Source organism: Kitasatospora sp. NPDC038210 (genome assembly GCF_055600605.1).
This window is the reverse complement of sequence record NZ_JBVJYK010000037.1, coordinates 25346-41563: the sequence shown is the minus strand read 5'-3', so window position 1 is coordinate 41563 and position 16218 is coordinate 25346. Positions and strand designations below refer to the sequence as shown.

At 74.8% G+C, this 16218-nt stretch carries 14 protein-coding genes and 1 pseudogene; 9 read left to right on the top strand and 6 right to left on the bottom strand.

All coding sequences use genetic code 11. The features are described from left to right. Positions 1-7: 7 nt before the first annotated feature. On the top strand, positions 8-502 hold the full coding sequence (locus tag ACZ7KX_RS39055) for a MarR family winged helix-turn-helix transcriptional regulator (protein ID WP_470330692.1): 495 nt from the start codon (positions 8-10) through the stop codon (positions 500-502). 113 nt (positions 503-615) lie between these two features. Further along, the gene (locus ACZ7KX_RS39050) at positions 616-2187 is read left to right on the top strand and encodes an MFS transporter (RefSeq protein WP_470330691.1); all 1572 of its coding nucleotides are present in this window, start codon (positions 616-618) and stop codon (positions 2185-2187) included. Between the two features lie 28 nt (positions 2188-2215). On the opposite strand, the gene ACZ7KX_RS39045 is transcribed toward ACZ7KX_RS39050, so the two are convergent. Together ACZ7KX_RS39045 and ACZ7KX_RS39040 are read right to left on the bottom strand one after the other, a co-directional pair. After that, complete coding sequence (locus ACZ7KX_RS39045) at positions 2216-2749, bottom strand: DUF5959 family protein (RefSeq protein WP_470330690.1); 534 nt, start codon at positions 2747-2749, stop codon at positions 2216-2218. Positions 2750-3133: 384 nt separating this feature from the next. Beyond that, a complete protein-coding gene (locus ACZ7KX_RS39040; RefSeq protein WP_470330689.1) occupies positions 3134-4132 on the bottom strand; it encodes a ScbA/BarX family gamma-butyrolactone biosynthesis protein in 999 nt (332 codons plus the stop codon). A gap of 462 nt (positions 4133-4594) precedes the next feature. Here ACZ7KX_RS39040 and ACZ7KX_RS39035 point away from each other — a divergent pair, with 462 nt between their 5' ends. Both ACZ7KX_RS39035 and ACZ7KX_RS39030 read left to right on the top strand, forming a co-directional pair. Beyond that, positions 4595-5320: a ScbR family autoregulator-binding transcription factor gene (locus ACZ7KX_RS39035; protein ID WP_470330688.1), complete on the top strand. Its 726-nt coding sequence runs from the start codon at positions 4595-4597 to the stop codon at positions 5318-5320. Between the two features lie 359 nt (positions 5321-5679). Further along, the gene (locus ACZ7KX_RS39030; protein WP_470330705.1) at positions 5680-6534 is read left to right on the top strand and encodes an AfsR/SARP family transcriptional regulator; all 855 of its coding nucleotides are present in this window, start codon (positions 5680-5682) and stop codon (positions 6532-6534) included. A 99-nt stretch (positions 6535-6633) separates the two neighbouring features. Here ACZ7KX_RS39030 and ACZ7KX_RS39025 read toward each other — a convergent pair whose 3' ends face one another. Both ACZ7KX_RS39025 and ACZ7KX_RS39020 read right to left on the bottom strand, forming a co-directional pair. Next, positions 6634-7056, bottom strand: a complete 423-nt coding sequence (locus ACZ7KX_RS39025; RefSeq protein ID WP_470330687.1) for an SgcJ/EcaC family oxidoreductase — start codon at positions 7054-7056, stop codon at positions 6634-6636. 23 nt (positions 7057-7079) lie between these two features. Next, on the bottom strand, positions 7080-7826 hold the full coding sequence (locus tag ACZ7KX_RS39020) for a TioE family transcriptional regulator (RefSeq protein WP_470330686.1): 747 nt from the start codon (positions 7824-7826) through the stop codon (positions 7080-7082). Here ACZ7KX_RS39020 and ACZ7KX_RS39015 point away from each other — a divergent pair. Further along, positions 7792-9114 (top strand): annotated as a pseudogene (locus ACZ7KX_RS39015) (erythromycin esterase family protein); the annotation flags it as partial. The gene ACZ7KX_RS39020 and the pseudogene ACZ7KX_RS39015 overlap by 35 nt on opposite strands. Before the next feature lie 2 nt (positions 9115-9116). Here the strand turns inward: ACZ7KX_RS39015 and ACZ7KX_RS39010 are convergent. Continuing rightward, entirely contained in the window at positions 9117-10193 is a 1077-nt protein-coding gene (locus ACZ7KX_RS39010; protein WP_470330685.1) for a LysR family transcriptional regulator, read from the bottom strand. Positions 10194-10264: 71 nt separating this feature from the next. Between ACZ7KX_RS39010 and ACZ7KX_RS39005 the strand changes: the two genes are divergently transcribed. After that, complete coding sequence (locus tag ACZ7KX_RS39005; RefSeq protein WP_470330684.1) at positions 10265-11062, top strand: maleylpyruvate isomerase family mycothiol-dependent enzyme; 798 nt, start codon at positions 10265-10267, stop codon at positions 11060-11062. A gap of 21 nt (positions 11063-11083) precedes the next feature. Here ACZ7KX_RS39005 and ACZ7KX_RS39000 read toward each other — a convergent pair whose 3' ends face one another. Further along, entirely contained in the window at positions 11084-11509 is a 426-nt protein-coding gene (locus ACZ7KX_RS39000; RefSeq protein WP_470330683.1) for a hypothetical protein, read from the bottom strand. A gap of 164 nt (positions 11510-11673) precedes the next feature. On the opposite strand from ACZ7KX_RS39000, the gene ACZ7KX_RS38995 reads away from it, so the two are divergent. From ACZ7KX_RS38995 to ACZ7KX_RS38985, 3 genes are all read left to right on the top strand, one after another. Further along, complete coding sequence (locus tag ACZ7KX_RS38995) at positions 11674-12876, top strand: PP2C family protein-serine/threonine phosphatase (RefSeq protein ID WP_470330682.1); 1203 nt, start codon at positions 11674-11676, stop codon at positions 12874-12876. Between the two features lie 376 nt (positions 12877-13252). Continuing rightward, complete coding sequence (locus ACZ7KX_RS38990) at positions 13253-14686, top strand: MFS transporter (RefSeq protein ID WP_470330681.1); 1434 nt, start codon at positions 13253-13255, stop codon at positions 14684-14686. A gap of 48 nt (positions 14687-14734) precedes the next feature. Beyond that, the gene (locus ACZ7KX_RS38985) at positions 14735-16039 is read left to right on the top strand and encodes a non-ribosomal peptide synthetase (protein ID WP_470330680.1); all 1305 of its coding nucleotides are present in this window, start codon (positions 14735-14737) and stop codon (positions 16037-16039) included. The last annotated feature ends 179 nt before the right edge of the window (positions 16040-16218 follow it).

Genomic DNA, 16218 nt, shown 5'->3' with positions numbered 1-16218 from the left:
TGGAAGCATGACCGAGAAGCGAGAGACCCGCCCTGTTCCCGCGGCCGCCGTGGCCGCTGGTGACTCCGCCGTCCCCGGTGACTCCGCGGCCCTGGCTGCCCGGGAGCTGCGCGCCGTGTTCAGCCGGCTGCGCCGCACCCTCCGGGAGGCCGACGGAACCGGCGACCTCACCCCCTCCCAGACCGCCGTGCTGAGCCGGCTGATCAACGACGGCCCGGCCTCCGCCAGTGCGCTGGCCGCCGCCGAGCGGGTCCGGCCGCAGTCCATGGCCGCCAGCCTCGCCGTGCTCGAACAGCACGGCCTGATCGGGCGACGGCCCGATCCCGAGGACGGGCGGCGCCTGCTGGTCAGCCTCACCGGGGCCGGTCTGGCCCGGATCGCGGACAGTCGACAGGCGCGCGAGGAGTGGCTGGCCCGGGCGCTGGAGGAGCAGTACGACGAGGCCGAACGCGCCACCGTCCTGGCCGCGCTCGCCCTGATCGACCGGCTGAACCAGCGATGACCGGCCCGGCCACCCGCCCGGCCCGCCGCGGGATTCGTCGCGGAGTCCGCCGCGGGGCCAGCGGCTTGGCCGGCCGTCTACGGGCCGACCGCCTTCGGGTGGGCCGCCTTCGGATGGGCCGTCGCCGCGCGCCCGCTCCGAACAGCGCGTTCGACCGACGGCTGATCGCGCCGATGGTGCTCGGCTCGGTGCTCAACCCGATCAACTCCTCGATGATCGCGGTCGCCCTGGTGCCGGTCGGCGCAGCCTTCGGGGCCCCGCCCGCCGAGACCGCCTGGCTGGTCACCGGCCTCTACCTCGCCACGGCCGTCGGACAGCCGGTGATCGGGCGTCTGGTGGACACCCACGGCCCGCGCCGCCTCTACCTCGCCGGGACCGCGCTGGTCGGCGCGGCCGGACTCCTCGGCGCGCTCGCCCCGTCCCTCGGTCTGCTGATCGCCGCCCGGGTACTGCTCGGCCTGGGCACCTCGGCGGCCTACCCCGCCGCGATGCACCTCACCCGCAGCGAGGCCGAGCGGACCGGGAGGTCCGGCCCCACCGGGGTGCTGACCGCGCTCGCCGTCGCCAACCAGACCGTCGCCGTGATCGGTCCGACCCTCGGCGGCCTGCTGATCGGCGTCGGCGGCTGGCGGACGGTCTTCCTCGTCAACGTGCCGCTCTCGCTCGCCTGTCTGGCGCTGGGTGCGGCCCGGCTGCCCGTCGCCGCTGAACACCGCGCCCCGCAGAACCAGCCCGACCGTACCGACCGTGCCGACCGTGCCGACCGTGCCGACCGTACCGGCCGGCCCGACCACACCGGTCAGCCCGACCACACCGGTCAGCCCGACCGCCTCGACCGCAGCGGGATCGCGCTGTTCGCCGTCCTGCTGGTCTCGTTGATGCTGTTCCTGATGAGGCCGAGCCCGGCGCTCTGGTACCTGCCCGTGCTGGCCCTCCTCGCCGCCGCCGGCTTCGCCGTCCGCGAGACGCGGGCCCGCACCCCCTTCATCGACCTGCGGGCGCTCGCCGGCAACCGGCCGCTGATCGCCACGTATCTGCGCCAACTCCTCGGCTACACCGCCGGCTACGCCTTCCTCTACGGATACACCCAGTGGCTTGAGGAGGGCCGCGGCCTGTCCGCCACCGGCGCCGGACTGGTCCTGTTGCCGCTCTCGCTCACGGCCCTCGCCGTGTCCGGCCTCACCGGCCGCAGCCCGGCTGTCCGCGGCAAGCTCCTGGTCGGTGCGGCGTGCCAGATCGCCGCCTGTGCCGCCCTGTCGTCGGTGCACGCGGACAGCCCGGCCGGGCTGCTGATCGCGATCGGCGTGCTGGCGGGCATCCCGCAGGGGCTGATCGGGCTCGGCACCCAGACCGCCCTCTACCACCAGGCCGAGCCGGCCGCCATCGGCTCCGCGGCCGGGCTGCTGCGCACCTTCATGTACCTCGGTGCGATGGCCGCCTCCGCGGCGAACGCCGCCGTCTTCCCGCACGGTGCCACCACGGAAGGCCTGCACGGCCTCGCGCTGTTCATGCTCGGTGCGGCGGCCCTGCTGTTCCTCCTCACCCTGCCCGACCGCTCCCTCGGCCGCCTCGCGAAGCCCGCCGGGACTACAACCGACGAGCCTGCCGGGACTGCAACCGACGAGCCCGCCGGGACCACAGCCGAAGAGCCCGCCGGGACCACGGCCGAGAAGAACGCCGGGTAGCACGTCGGGAAAGCGGGTTGACGGCCACTCAGCCCTCGACGGCCGGCGTCCCGCGCCGCTCCGCGTGGACGCCGGGAGCGGCCTCGATCACCTCGGTCGGATAGGCGTTCCGGACGAGTTCGAGCAGGGCGTGCTGCTCTTCCAGCCAGCCGGGGGCGGGGGAGAGGGCGACCCGGAGCGTGACGCCGGACTCCTCGGTGTCCGAGACGGTCACCCACAGCCCGCCCGGCCGCCCGGGTTCTATCCGCAGTTCCGGGCCGTGCTCCTCGTTCAGCCAGCGGACCGCGAACCCCTGGCGAAGCCGGTCCAACGCCGTTTCCCAGCGCCGAAGATGGCGATCGGTCACCACGGTGGTGAAGCGTCCGCGCACGGTGTCGGCCGTGACGGTGATCTCGCAGTCCAGCCAGTCGTGCCCGCGCAGGGAGCCCGGCGCGTGCCGCCCGAGCACCCGGACCCGGACGTCGCGGCCGCCGGTACGCCCGTCGCATCCGCGGGCGTCGGCGGCGCCCGGACGGTCCGTCAGTTTGATCAATTCGTGCTGGTGCGAAGCGACTTCACTCACTGCGTGCTCCCCGGTGGCAGTGGATCCAAGGGCTGACATCCTCGCGCAGGTGTTCGCTCCGGTGCCAGCCCGGGGGTGGTGCGTTCCGGTCGGGGTTCCCTGCCGTAGCTCGCCGGCCGGCTGCCGTTCCCGCCGAGGCCCGTCCCGCCGGCCTGCGTCCCGGCCGGGGGCCGTCCGCGCGGGCCTCCGTTCCGGCCGGGATCGGCCCCCGCTGACGCGCGCTGCCCCGAGCGGGTCGGCCCGCCGGACCGGGGAGGTCGGGCGGGCCGTCGCGGCGGTGCGGGACGTTCGCGGGGAGGGGACGTTCAGGCGGTGGGGCCGTACCGGCTGCCCTCGCCGCACCGGCTGCCCGCTTCGGTGCGGCGGTGGGCGGTGCGCGTCGACTCAGCGGTGGTCCGGGTGTCCGGTGAGGACGGTGGTGAAGATCGGCTCGCCGTGCTGGTGGCCGGTCACGGTCGTGGTGAGCGCGTCCGGGTCCTCGCCGGGGGTGTGCCGGGCGGTGATGAGGGTGGGCGCGTCGTGCTCGGCGTACCGGTGGAAGGTGGTGGCCGCGGCGGTCGGCGTGACGGTGACCGGGCTGGCCAGCGCGTTGGTCGCCTGGCGGGCCGCTTCCAGCAGGACCATGCCGGGGATGTGGTCGTTGGCGTGGTCGAAGAGGATCGGGTGCCAGAAGTCGGGGGTGAGGTGCCAGGTGCCGGGCGCACCGGCCGGAGTGAGGACGACGTCGCAGGGGCGGAGCCGGCCGACCCGGGCCGGCGGCAGCGGCTCGGCGGTGGTGCCGGGCACCGGCAGCGTGTCGACGTCGACACGACCCCGGCGAAGCCGCTCGTAGGTCGAGCCCGGGACGGTGGTGAAGCGGGCGTAGCCGGTGGCGGCCAGCTGCGGCCCGCGCCGGACGACCGCGCTGAAGGTGAAGTCGACGGTGTTGCGGGTGCGGCGCGGCTCGGCGACGAGCTTCGCCTCGATGGTGAGGTCGGTGGGCTTCGCACCGATCAGCAGCTGGCGCGGGCGGGTGGTGTAGTCGAGGTTCCACATCATGAACTTGTGGTCGAGCGGAACGCCGAACCGGGTGTGGGCGAGGTAGAGCCCGGCCTGGCGGATCGTTTCAGCAGCCTGGATCGGGTCGTGCCGGGTACCGTCGGGGGTGCTGAAGAACGTGTGCGCCCGGGGCCATTGCGCGGAGACCGCGAAGGTGGTCTCGTTCAGCTGCTCGCTGCCGGTGAGGAAGACCTCGGCATGGCAGGCCCGGTGGACGTACTCCTTGGCGACGGTGCTGGTCAGACGGGGTGCCGGGCCGGCGTCCGGGCCCTGGCCGGGGACGGCCCCGGGGGCCTCGGCCGAGGTGAGGCCGGCGGCAGGCGTGCGGAAGGCAAGCAGAGTCATGGGGAGCGCTCCGAAAGGCCGTAACGGGCGGGGTGGGCTGCTCAGGGCTCGTAAGATACGTACCTACCGGTTTGCTTTTCAAGGCAACAGAACAAAGGTTCGTCGGCGGCCGAGCGGGGTCGTTCGGATACCCCCGGCAGAGGTCTGAACCGTTCCGCGGGCTGTGTGGGGTTGGTGAATGTCCGTTGACCTGCGGCGATTTCGGGGCTCAGACTTGACGGGTTCATTATCATGAGGTGCCTCCCCGTGGGTATGGCGGCTGCAAGTAGGAGCTGCTGTTCCGGTTGGAAGCCCTTCGGTGGGGGTCCTGGCCACCTGGTCGACCCATACCGTCCACGCGGTTTTTCCTCGCTCAAAGACCGCCCTATGTGACCTGGCACGCAGGGATCGCCTCGGGGGCGGGCGGGTAAGATGCGGGGTGTTTGGTTTTGTTTGCCGAGCGTTTCGGGTGGGGTGGTAGCGATGGTGCGGCAGGAACGGGCGGTCCGGACGCGTCGGCTGATCCTGGAGGCGGCGGCGTCGGTCTTCGACGAGTACGGGTACGAGGGGGCGACGATCGGCGAGGTCGTCGCCCGCGCCGGCGTGACCCGCGGTGCGGTGTACTTCCACTTCGCGTCGAAGCGGGAGCTCGCGCAGGGGGTCGTGGAGGAGCAGTTCGGCCGCGACGAGATCCCCGAACGGCACTGCAAGCTGCAGGAGTTCGTGGACCTCGGGATGGTGGTCGCCCATCTCATGCCGCGTGACCCGCTGTTGAGCGCGGGCGCGCGGCTCTCCCTCGGTCAGGACGTGTTCGGCGACTTCAGCGGCGGTGCCGCGCCCGGGTGGATCGAGCGGGCCGAGAGCGTGCTGACGGCGGCCCGCGAGCGAGGCGAACTGCTGCCGCAGGTGGTGCCGGCCGAGACGGCGTGGCTGGTGACCGGGGCCTGGACGGGCGTGCAGATCCAGTCCCAGAAGATGTCCGGCCGGGCCGACCTGGAACGCCGGGTCGCGGTGCTGTACCAGCACCTGATGCCGAGCATCGCCGTGCCCGGCGTGCTCGCCACCCTCGACCTGGGCGTGGACCGGGGCGGCCGGGTGGTGGCCGAGCTGGAGGCGGCCCGGACGGCGGAGCCGGTGGAGTCCGGTGGGGGTGGCGCCGGCCGGGGTGCGGCCGCCGGGGCGGGCGTCGGCGGGGTCGCCTCGCGCTGACCGCCCGGGTTCCGCTGCCCGGTTCTGTGCCGCCGGCGCCGTTTCCCCGGCGCCGTTTCCCCGGCGCCGTTTCCCCGGTTCCGTTTCCCCGGTTCCGTTTCCCCGGTTCCGTGTCTCGGCCGGTCTGCCGGTCTACCCGCGTCGGCCCGTCGGCCCGGTCCAGGGGCGACTCCTCCGCGCAAAAACAAACAGCGCGTTCGGTTTTGTATTGACAAACCGTCCGTCCTGTTTTTGGATAGGCGTCGGGTGCTCAACCGATCCCTCCGCGCAGCATCGCGGGGCCTTGATCGAGCAGCGGAGCACCCGCCCGGCCGGTGGCCGTCGGGGTCGCCGATCCGTCTGGATTTGGGGTGGTCGTCGTGGAAATCCGGGTGCTGGGGGCCTTGGGGGTCCAACTGTCCGGGGTGTCGGTGGTGCCGACCGCCCCGAAGCCGCGGCAGGTGCTCGCCCTGCTGGCGTTACGGGCCGACCAGGTCGTGCCCGCCGGTGTCCTTGCCGAGGAGCTGTGGTGCGGCCGCCCGCCGCGCAGTGCGCGCACCACCGTGCAGACGTACGTCCTCCAACTGCGTGACCTCATCGACCGGGCGCTCGCCCAGGGGGACGGCGGTCCGGGGGCGTCCTGCGCGAAGGACGTCCTGGTCACCTCGGTCGGCGGCTACATGCTGAACAGCGGCGGCGGGCTCGTCGACCTCCGGGAGTTCGACCGCCTCGCCGGGCACGGCTACCGCGCCATGGACGCCGGCGACTATCCGCTCGCCGCCCGCCAGTTGGGCGAGGCCCTCGCGCTGTGGCGCGGACCGGCCTTCGCGGACATCCCGGTCGGCGGCCAACTCGCCGTCGAGGCCAAGCGGTTGGAGGAGACCCGGCTCTGCGCGCTGGACCAGCGGATCGAGGCGGACCTGCGGCTCGGGCGGCACCGCGTGCTGCTCGCCGAACTCACCGTCCTGGTCGACCGCTACCGCACCCACGAGAGCCTGCACGGTCAGTACATGATCGCCCTGCACCGCTCCGGACGGCGCGGCGAGGCCCTGGAGGCCTACCAGCGCCTGCGGAACACCCTGGTACGGGAGTTGGGCATGGAACCGTCCGCCGCCCTGCGCCGCCTCCAGCGCTCCATCCTGCTCGCCGGTCCCGAGCGGGCCGACCAGGACGAGCCGGCCGTGCTCGCCGACGGGGTGGCCGCACGCCCCGCCCGGCTCAGCCGCGTCGGCTGACCCGTCCGAGCCGATCCGCCGGCGCCGACCCGTGCGAGCCGATCCACCCGGACCGATCCACCCGGACCGATCCGGGCGGCCCGGGCGGGGAGCCGGGCCTCAGGCGGGCCTCACCTCGGTGTTCTGGCAGGCGTGCAGGAGCCATCGTCCGTCGTCCTGCCTGGTCATGACGTAGAGCGGGGAACCTTCGGAGTCGCCCGCCGCGGAGTGGTAGACCTGGCGCACCTTGACGGCCGCCACGTCGGGGCGCAGGAAGCGGACGTGTGCCACCTCGTAGGTGACCTCGCCGTCCCAGGTCGCGGCGGGCAGGACGGCGCGGGTGAACTCGGCGATCGCGTCGAGGCCGAGGAGGACCTTGCCGTGGGCGGTCGTCCAGAGGGCGTCGGGGTGGAACAGCGCGAGGAAGCCCTCGGGGTCCTTGGCGCGCTGGGTGCGTTCGACGGTGGCGACGATCCGCTCGATCGCGTCGACGTCGGCGGTGCGGGTGTCGGTAACCGGGGTGCCGGTGGCTTCGGTGGTCATGCGGATCACTCTCGTACCTCAAGTCACCTTGAGGTCAAGCCGGTTGCCGGCACGGCGCGGAGGCTCAGGTAGTCGCCGAGGCGGGCGGCGGCGGTGAGCATGGCGAGACCCCGGTCGGTGAGGCGTTTCTGCCAGCCGTCGAGGGCGGCGGCCAGTTCGTCGGTGCCGCCCGCCGAGCGGATCTGCCGGACCACGGCGGCGATGCGGTCCAGCGGGTAGCCGCCCCGCCGCAGCAGGTGGGCGAGTTGGGCGTCGCGGACGTCGGCCGGGCCGTAGACGCGGTGGCCGGTGGCGCGGTCGCGGGCCGGGGCGAGGATCCCGGAGACCTCCCAGGTGCGCAGGGTCGCGGGGGTGACGCCGAGCCGGTGCGCGACGTCGCCGATGGTGAGCGGACCGGGCGGGACCGGACGGTCGGCGGCGGTCGACGGTGCGGCGGGTGTGGCACCCGCGGAGGTGAGGTGACCGACGGCGTCCCGGACGGCGACCAGCGTCTCCCGGTCGCGCAGCATGCGGGCGTGGCCGCGGTCGAGGGTGGTCAGGGCCTCGTCGAGGCGGTCGGCGTGGACGGCGGTCATGACCGGGCCCGCCAGCGGGTGCCCGTACGCGGCGACGAGGGCGAGGAAGGCGCGGAGGGCGGCCGCGTGCAGCTCGGTGTAGATCCGGTAGCCGGTGGGGGTGCGGGCGGCGGGCGGGAGGCAGCCGTCGCGCTCGTAGTTGCGGACCGCCTGGGTCGAGATGCCGTGCTCGCGCGCGAGATCGGAGGGGCGCATGGTGGTCTTCCGTTCGGGCCCGTTTGAGACTTCCTGCGGCAGATCTCCTGGCAGTCGGCGGGCTGGCTCGGGCAAAGTCTCAACCGATCTTTCAAGGATACGCTTGAGGTCCATGAGTCAGGACATTCACGACTTCGTCACCCCGTCGTGCGAGCTGCTGGGGCTCGGCGAGCCGACGCACCAGGAGCCGGCCTTCGGATGGGTCCGCAACGAACTGTTCGCCCGGCTGGTCGACCGGGGCTTCCGGTCGATCGCCCTCGAAACCGACCGCGTGGCTGCCCTCGCCGTGGACGACTACGTCCGGGAGGGTGTGGGCACCCTGGAGACGGCGATGGCCGAGGGCTTCTCGCACGGCTTCGGCGAGCTCCGCGCCAACCGCGAACTCGTCGCCTGGATGCACGAGTTCAACCGTAGCCGACCGCAGGGGGAGCGGCTGGCCTTCCACGGCTTCGACGCCCCGACCGAGACCTACAGCGCCCCCAGCCCGCGCAGCTACCTTGAGCACGCCCGCGACTACCTGCTCGGACGCGGCCACGCCCGCGACCTGGACCGTGGCCGCGACCTGGACCGCGGCCTGGACCTGGACCGCGGCCTGGACCTGGACCTGGACCGCGACCACGGCGCCAGCCGCGGCCACGACCTCGACATCGCCGGACCGGCCGGCGAGGACGAGCGCTGGAGCCGGGCCGAGGCGGTGCTCGACCCGGCGCAGTCGCCCGGAGCCACCGCCGAGGCCGGGAGGCTGCGCTGCCTCGCCGACGACCTGCTCCTCCGACTCCACGCGCGGGCACCCGAGTTGATCGCGGCGACCTCCCCGGCCGCGTGGTTCCGGGCCAGGACGCAGCTGACCGCGGGCATCGGCCTCCTGCGCTACCACGCGCAGTCGGCGGTCCGTGGCCTCACCCCGAGCGACCGGTTGAGCGGCCTGATCGGCGTGCGGGACGCGCTCATGGCACAGAACCTCCTCGACATCCGCGAGCTGGAGGCGCAGCGTGGGCCGACCCTGGTGTTCTCGCACAACCAGCACCTGCAGCGGAACCCGAGCGCCTGGGCGCAGGGGGAGCTGGACTGTGGCTGGAACAGTGCGGGCCGCATCGTCGGCGCGCTGCTCGGCGAGCGGTACGCCTTCGTCGCCGGGAGCCTGGGGCGCAGCGAAGCGATCGGTCTGGGCGAACCGGCGCCGGACACCTACGAGGCGTTCCTGCAACGGAGCTGCACTGGATGGAAGTTGACGGAGGCGCGGCTGCCCGCCACCGGCCGTACCCGCACCGACACCACACCGCCCCAGGGCTACTTCCCGCTCGACCGGGAGGTCCTCGACGGCGCGGCAGCGCTGCTGCACATCGGTGACGGCGCGCAGGTCGCGGCGGACGCGGCGGCGTCGGCGGCAGCTGGGGGCCGGGGGGCCGCCGGGCCCGGGTAGGCGGCCCGCAGATGGGAGAGCAGGGCGGCGGCCGGCGGCTCGGCCGGCCGCTCGCCCGGCCAGGCCAGCGCGATCCGCACCAACGGAACGGGGTGCGCCAGCGGGCGGACCCGTAGCCCCGGGACCGCGCCAGGGTCCGGCAGGACGGCCACACCCAGCCCGTGTGCGGCGAGATCCGCCAACTGCGGTGGGGCGGCGGCCTCGACGCCGACGGCCGGGCTCGCGCCCGCCTCGGCCAGGGCGTGCTCCAGCGCCGTGCGCATGCCGGTGCCGCGCGGGGTGCTGACCAGGGCGTGTCCGGCCAAAGCGGCGACCGGAAGGGCGTCGTCCCGGACGCCGTCACCCGGGAGGGTCGAGAGCGGGTGGTGCGTGGGGCACGCCGCGACCAGCGGAACCTCCAGCACGGTGTGCAGGCCGAGACCGGCCAGTGTCGTCCAGCCGTCGTCGCCCTCGCGTCCGCTCGCGGCGGTGGGCAGGCCGATCACGGCGAGGTCCAGCCGCCCGTCGCGCAGGGCGGCGAGCATCCCCGCGGTGGTGTCCTCGGTCAGCGAGAAGTCGATGCCGGGGTGCTCCTGGCGGAACGCGGCCAGCGTGGTGGCCAGGCCGGGGAACGTGCCCAGCCCGGGCGGCGGGGTGAACGCCGCCCCGGCGACCATGCCCAGCCGTACGTGCCCGCGCCGCAGCCCGTCGAACTCCCGCGCCGTCCGCCGGGCCGCGGCGGCGGAGGCGAGCGCCGCCCGGGCGTGCGGCAGCACCGCCTCGCCGGCCGGGGTGAGGCGTACGGTTCGGCCCGAGCGGTCGAGCAGCCGGTGCCCCAACTCGCGCTCCAGCTGCCGGATCTGGGAACTGACGCCGGGCTGGGTCAGGTGCAGCAGCTGCGCGGCCCGGGTGAAGCTGCCGTGCTGGGCGACGGTGACGAAGTACTGGAGCTGCCGCAGTTCCATAACTCATGATCATAGGCGGCAGAACATCCCGGTCTTGGACGGGCGTCCGGATCCGGCCGCAGGCTGGACGCATGGAGAGCGTGCCGAAGAACAGCGTGCGGAAGAACACCGTGCCGAATGACAGCGTGAGCGAGAACAGCGGGCCCGAGACCGCCGGGCCCGAGACCGCCGGGCCCGAGAACAGCGTGCCCGGGAACGGCCTGCCGCGGAGCAGTGAGCCGACGGCCCCGGACGCCGGGCGGCTCGACTGGATCCGCGAACAGATCGCGGCCGAGCGCCGTGAACTCGCCGAGGTGTTCGCCGCCTTCGCCCCGGAACAGTGGAACGCGCCCTCGCTGTGCGGGGGTTGGCGGGTGCGAGAGGTCGTCGCGCACATGGGCACCGGCTTCCGGCACTCGACGGCGCGCACCCTCCTGGAACTGGTCCGCTCCGGTGGCAACGTCCACCGCATGGCCGACCGGATCGCCCGCCGCGACGCCGCCGCCCTGACCGTGCGCGAACTCGCCTCCGCCCTGGCCGAGCACGCCGACCACCCCTGGCGCCCGCCGGTCGGCGGCCGGATCGCGGCCCTGGCGCACGATGCCGTCCACGGCCTCGACATCACGGTGGCGCTCGGTCTGCCCGCCCGGCTGCCCGTGGCGCGCACCACCGCGCTGCTGGACGCCGTCACCCCCCGTAGCCTCCGGTTCTTCGGGGCGCGGCTCGACGGAGTCCGGTTGGCGGCGACGGACGCCGACTGGTCGTACGGGCAGGGCCCGCTCACCGTCGAGGGGCGGGCCGAGCACCTGCTGCTGGTGGCGTACGGCCGTCGGGTGCCGGAGGGGCTGCTCGCCGGGTCGGGGGCCGGGCGGTTCGCCCTGGGCGGGTGAGCGGGAGGCCGCGGCCGCGGGTCACCGGGCGGCCAGCCACTCGGTGAGGGCGGCGTGCAGCAGCTCGACCTGTGTGCGGTCCAGGATCACCGTCGTCTGTGCGCTGGCGCCGTCCGGACCGCCCCGGCCCGAGCCCGCCTCGTCAGAGTCGGCATCGCCCGAACGGCCGTCGTGCGGGGTGCCGTCGGCCGGGGTGCTCTCGGCGGGCCGCCCCAGGCCCAGTCGGAGGTACTCCACCGGAACGGGCCGGCCGCCCGCCGACTCGGGATCGTCACGGAACCGGACGTCGGGGTGGCAGTGGTCGGGGATCTCGGCGAGCTCCAGCCAGCCCCCGCGCGGGTCGGCGGCGGCGGGGTTGACGTGCGAGCCCCGGTAGATCCGCGGCGCGGGCGCGGTTTCGAGTCCGCCGTCGTCGGCGAACAGCAGTCGGGTGGCGAAGATGGACACCGGGTTCTCCTCCGGGGAGCGGCGACAGGAGCCCCGAAGTCTGGCGACGGGAGCCCCCGAAGCCTACGGACGCCCCTCACGGCCGTCATGCGAGTTCCGGGCGCCCGTGACTACGATCGGAAGAAGCCCTTCCGGATGGTGGTGAGACGGAAGCCAGGTCGCCGATGCCCCCGAGGTCCGTGCAGTGGCCGCCGTACGTGCGGGTCGCACCGTGGTTGTTGATCATCGGCGGGCTGGTGTGGAACTCACTGGATCCGTCCGACTACTGGGGCGATCCGCTGCTGGCGGCGGCGGCCGTGCTGTCCGGGGCGCTGCTGACCCTGCGCGACACGATCGCGGTCGGGTTGGCCAATGTGACGGGGATCCTGGTGCTGTCCACCCAGGACGCCTCGATCGGGACCGGCGACGGCTACCTGGAGCTGGTGAACACGGCCTTCGCGGCCCTGCTCGGGGTCGGGGTGAACCGGGTGGTGGCCCGGCAGGGGAGGCGGCTGGAGCGGGTGCGGTCGGTGGCGGAGGCGGCGCAGCGGGCGGTGCTGCCGGAGCCGCCGGGACGGGTGGGCGAGCTGTCCGTCGCGGCCTGTTACCAGGCGGCCTTTGACGAGGCACTGATCGGCGGGGACGCCTACGCGCTGCAGACCACCCCGTACGGCGTACGCGCGCTGATCGCGGACGTCCGGGGCAAGGGCCTGCACGCCGTGGGGGCGGTGTCCGTGCTGCTGGGGGCCTTCCGGGAGGACTCGCACCGGGTGCCGGACCTTGCGGCGCTCGCGGACGCCCTGGAGGCCTCGCTGCTCCGGGAGGCCGACCAGTTGAGCGAGGAACTGCGCCTGGAGGGGTTCATCACGGCGCTGCTGGTGGAGTTCCCTCCGGGCGAGGGGGTGGTGCGCACGCTCGACTGCGGGCACCCCGGTCCGTACCTGCTGGGCCCGGGCCCGTCGGTGCCGAGTCGGGGGCCGTCCTTGCGGACCGTCGTCCCGGACCTGTCGACCGCTGATCCCGGCCCGCCCGGCCCGCCCGGCCCGCCCGGCCCACCCGACCGGCTCGACCCGCCGGTGCGGCGGCTGGACGCGGCCGACCCGGGGCTGCCCCTGGGGATGGGCGTGCTGGGGGTGGCCCGGCCCGCCCCGGAGAGCCGGCCCTTCCCGCCCGGGTACACGCTGCTGCTGGTGACCGACGGGGTGACCGAGGCCCGGGACGGCGCGGGCGAGTTCTACGACCCGGCGCTCGGGCTGGCTCCGCTGGGCCCGTTCGCCGGCCCGGGCGCGGTGCTGGACGCGCTGGTGGCGGACGTCGAGCGGTGGGTCGGCGGGCCGCGGGACGACGACATGGCCGTCCTCGCGATCACCCGCCGGGCGGACGGCTGAGAAGCGGGCGCGGCGACACCGGTCGTGCCCCCTTCGACGGTTGCCCACCGTCACGCGGATATCACGATGAGGTGACGGCGGGGCGGTACTCCACAGGATCCGGCCAAGTTGACTGGTGCCGTCCGGTGGCCGGAATGGCCGTGTCCGAATACCGGACGACGGAATGGACGGTCGGCACCGGCGGTGGCCCGCACGCCCCTCGGCCGGTGCAGCCTTGACCGACCGGTGGTGCCGCTCCCGCGGCCGGTCCATAAGGGGGCGTAAGAGACGCGCAAGAGGCGGTCGGGGGAGTGGCGGGATCCGGCCGAGCTGCGGTTCGTCCGGAAACGGACCTGGTGCTTGCCCCGTGTCGAATGGGTGGCCGAGAGTCGCATCGATGAACGAGATGCCTAGCCCCCGCCAGGCCCGTCTGCTCGGCCACCGCGACTTCCGGCTCCTGTTGACCGGAGCCGCGGCCGCCCAGACGGGCAGTCAGGTCACCCTGGTCGCGTTGCCCTTGGTGGCGGTGGTGGTGCTGGACGCCACCCCGTTCGAGGTGGGTCTGCTGACCGCCGCCGAGACCGCTGCCTTCCTGCTGGTCGGCCTGCCGGCCGGCGCCTGGCTGGACCGGATGCGCAAGCTGCCGGTGCTGATCCGGGCCGACGTCGTGCGCTGCCTGGCGGTGGGGTCGATCCCGCCCGCCGCGGCGCTCGGGGTGCTGACCATGCCGCAGCTGTACCTGGTGGCGCTGGTCACCGGGGTCGCGACGGTGTTCTTCGACGTCGCCCACCAGTCCTTCCTGCCCGCCGTCCTGCCGCGCGAGCAACTGGTCGGCGGCAACGGGGCGCTGGAGACGGTCCGCTCCTCGGCGCAGATCGCCGGGCCCGGCCTCGGTGGCGGGCTGGTCCAGCTGCTCGGCGCGCCGCTCGCCATCGTGGCCGACGCCTGCGGCTACCTGGCCTCCGCGCTGCTGCTCGCCCGGATCCGGGTCGAGGAGCCGCGGCCGGAGCCGGCGCCCGGGCGCTCGCTGCGCGCCGAGGTGGGGGAGGGCGTCCGGTTCGTGCTCGGGCACCCGCTGCTGCGGGCGATCGCGACCGCCACCGCCGTGTCCAACCTGTTCGCCGCCGTCCTGATGGCCGTGCAGACGGTCTTCTGGGTACGGGTGCTCGACCTGTCGCCGGGAGCCATCGGCGTGCTGCTGTCGACCTCCGCCGTCGGCGGGCTGGCCGGCGCGCTGTGCGCGGGCCACCTGGCGCGGTGGGTCGGGCAGGCCCGGCTGATCTGGCTGTCCACGGTGGTGACGGCGCCGTTCGCGGTGCTGTGGCCGCTGTCCGGCGGCGGCGCGGCCGTGGTGCTGTTCGGCCTCGCCTCCGGGGTGGTGCTGTTCGGCGCGGTCGCCTACAACGTCGCCCAGGTCAGCTTCCGGCAGAGCGTCTGCCCGCCCGAACTGCTCGGCCGGATGAACGCCACCATGCGCTTCCTGGTCTGGGGCACGCTGCCGATCGGCGCGCTGGGCGGCGGGATCGTCGCCGACGCGGCCGGGCCGCGCGCCGCACTCTGGCTCTGCGCGGTCGGGTTCCTGCTGGTGCCCGTGCCACTGCTGCTGTCGCCGCTGCGGCGGATGCGCGAGCTGCCGGGTGCCGGGGCGCCGGGTGCCGAGGAGGCGCCCGGCGAGGCGAACGCCACCGCCGGGGAGACCGCTGCCGTGGACGAGGCCCCCGGGGAAACCGCCACCGCCCGGGAGAACACCGCCGTGAACGACGCCACCGGGGCGACCGCTGCCGCCGAGCCCGCCGTCGAGCGGATCGCCGCGAGCCCCACCACCCACTGACCCACCCCTGACCTGCCGAGCCGCGACCGGAAACCGGAGACCGTTCCCGTGCACGCCAGCATCACCTCCGCCTACCTCACCCGGTACCGCTCCGCCGCCGCCCGATCCCCGGTGGAGCTGCTCCCGCTGACCGGAGCTCAGCGGCGGTTCCTGATCACCCGCCGACTCGCGCCGCTCCGCCGCTCCGACGTCGTCCCGCTGTTCTTCGCCTACCCGCGCGGCACCCTCGACCAGGACCGGCTGGCCCGCGCCGCCACCGCGGTCGCCGCCCGCCACCCCGCGCTGTGCGGCAGCTTCGCGGCCGTGCGCGGCACACCCGTCCTGCGGGTCGGCGGCCCCTCCGCCGAGGCCGCCCGGATCGCCGTCGCCCCCGGCGGCACGGCCCGCGAGGCGCTGCGCGAAGCCCTGCTGGACTGGCCCGCCGACGGGCCCGCGCTGCGCCTGCTGTTCGCCCACGAGCCGGACGGCGAAGAGGAGCTGCTGGCCCTCGCGCTGGACCACGCGGCCTGCGACGAGCAGTCCCTCGGGTTGCTCACCGCCGAACTCAGCCAGGCGTACGAGACGGACGAACCGGCGGCGGCCGGGCCCGATCCGCAGGCCCTGGCCGACTACCGCCAGGCCGTGGAGCTCCAACTGGCCACCGAGGACGCCGCCGGCGGGCCCGCCGCGCAGGCCCACTGGGGCCGTCGGCTGGGCGGACTGACCGGGGCGGGCGGCGGCGCGGCCGCGTCCACCGGGATGCTCACCGAGCGGCTGCCCGCCGCCGGGGGCGCGGCGCGCAGCGGTGTCTTCCCGGCCCTGCTGGACGCCGTCGGCGTCGCCGCGCACCGGCTGCACCGGGCGCACCGGACCTACCCGGGGGAGGGAGCGCTCGCGCTCGGCTACCCGTGGGGCGGCCGGCCGGCCGGCGCGCCGGCCGCGCTCGGCTGCTTCCTCAACACCCTGGTGCACCCGGCCGGTCCGACCGCCACGAGCGACCCGGACGCGCTCGCCGACGCCTGGTGGGACGACCTCGACCACGCCGGGACCCCGTTCGACGAGGTGGTCCGCGCCGCCCGTACCGCCGGGGCGCCGTGGTCGGGCGCCCTGGACGCCATGCTCACCCTGGAGGACCTGAACCGCCGCCCGCCGCTGGTGCTCGGCGGCACGCCGGGCCGGGAGACCCACCTGGCCGGACGCCCGCTCGCCGCACCGCTCGCGGTCTCCGCCTCGCACGGCGACGACCTGCTGATCCGACTCGCCTGGGACAGCGACCGCTTCCCCGAGGCCGACGCCCACGCCGCCTTCGACGACCTGCTCGCCGTACTGCGGCAGCACCTGCCGGCCCGGCCGCTCCTGCACACCCACGCCTGAGCCGCCGAGCCCGAGCACCCGCACCCGAGCACCCCCGAACGCGCGTGCCCCGAGAGGGCATCGCGCCTCCCGTACCCCGGGCCCCCACCCGCCCGACCTCCCGCGCCCACCCCGCGGGCCCGAACTCCCACACCGGATCCGCCTCGCCGGATCCACCGCGCCCGGACGCGCGTGCCCCG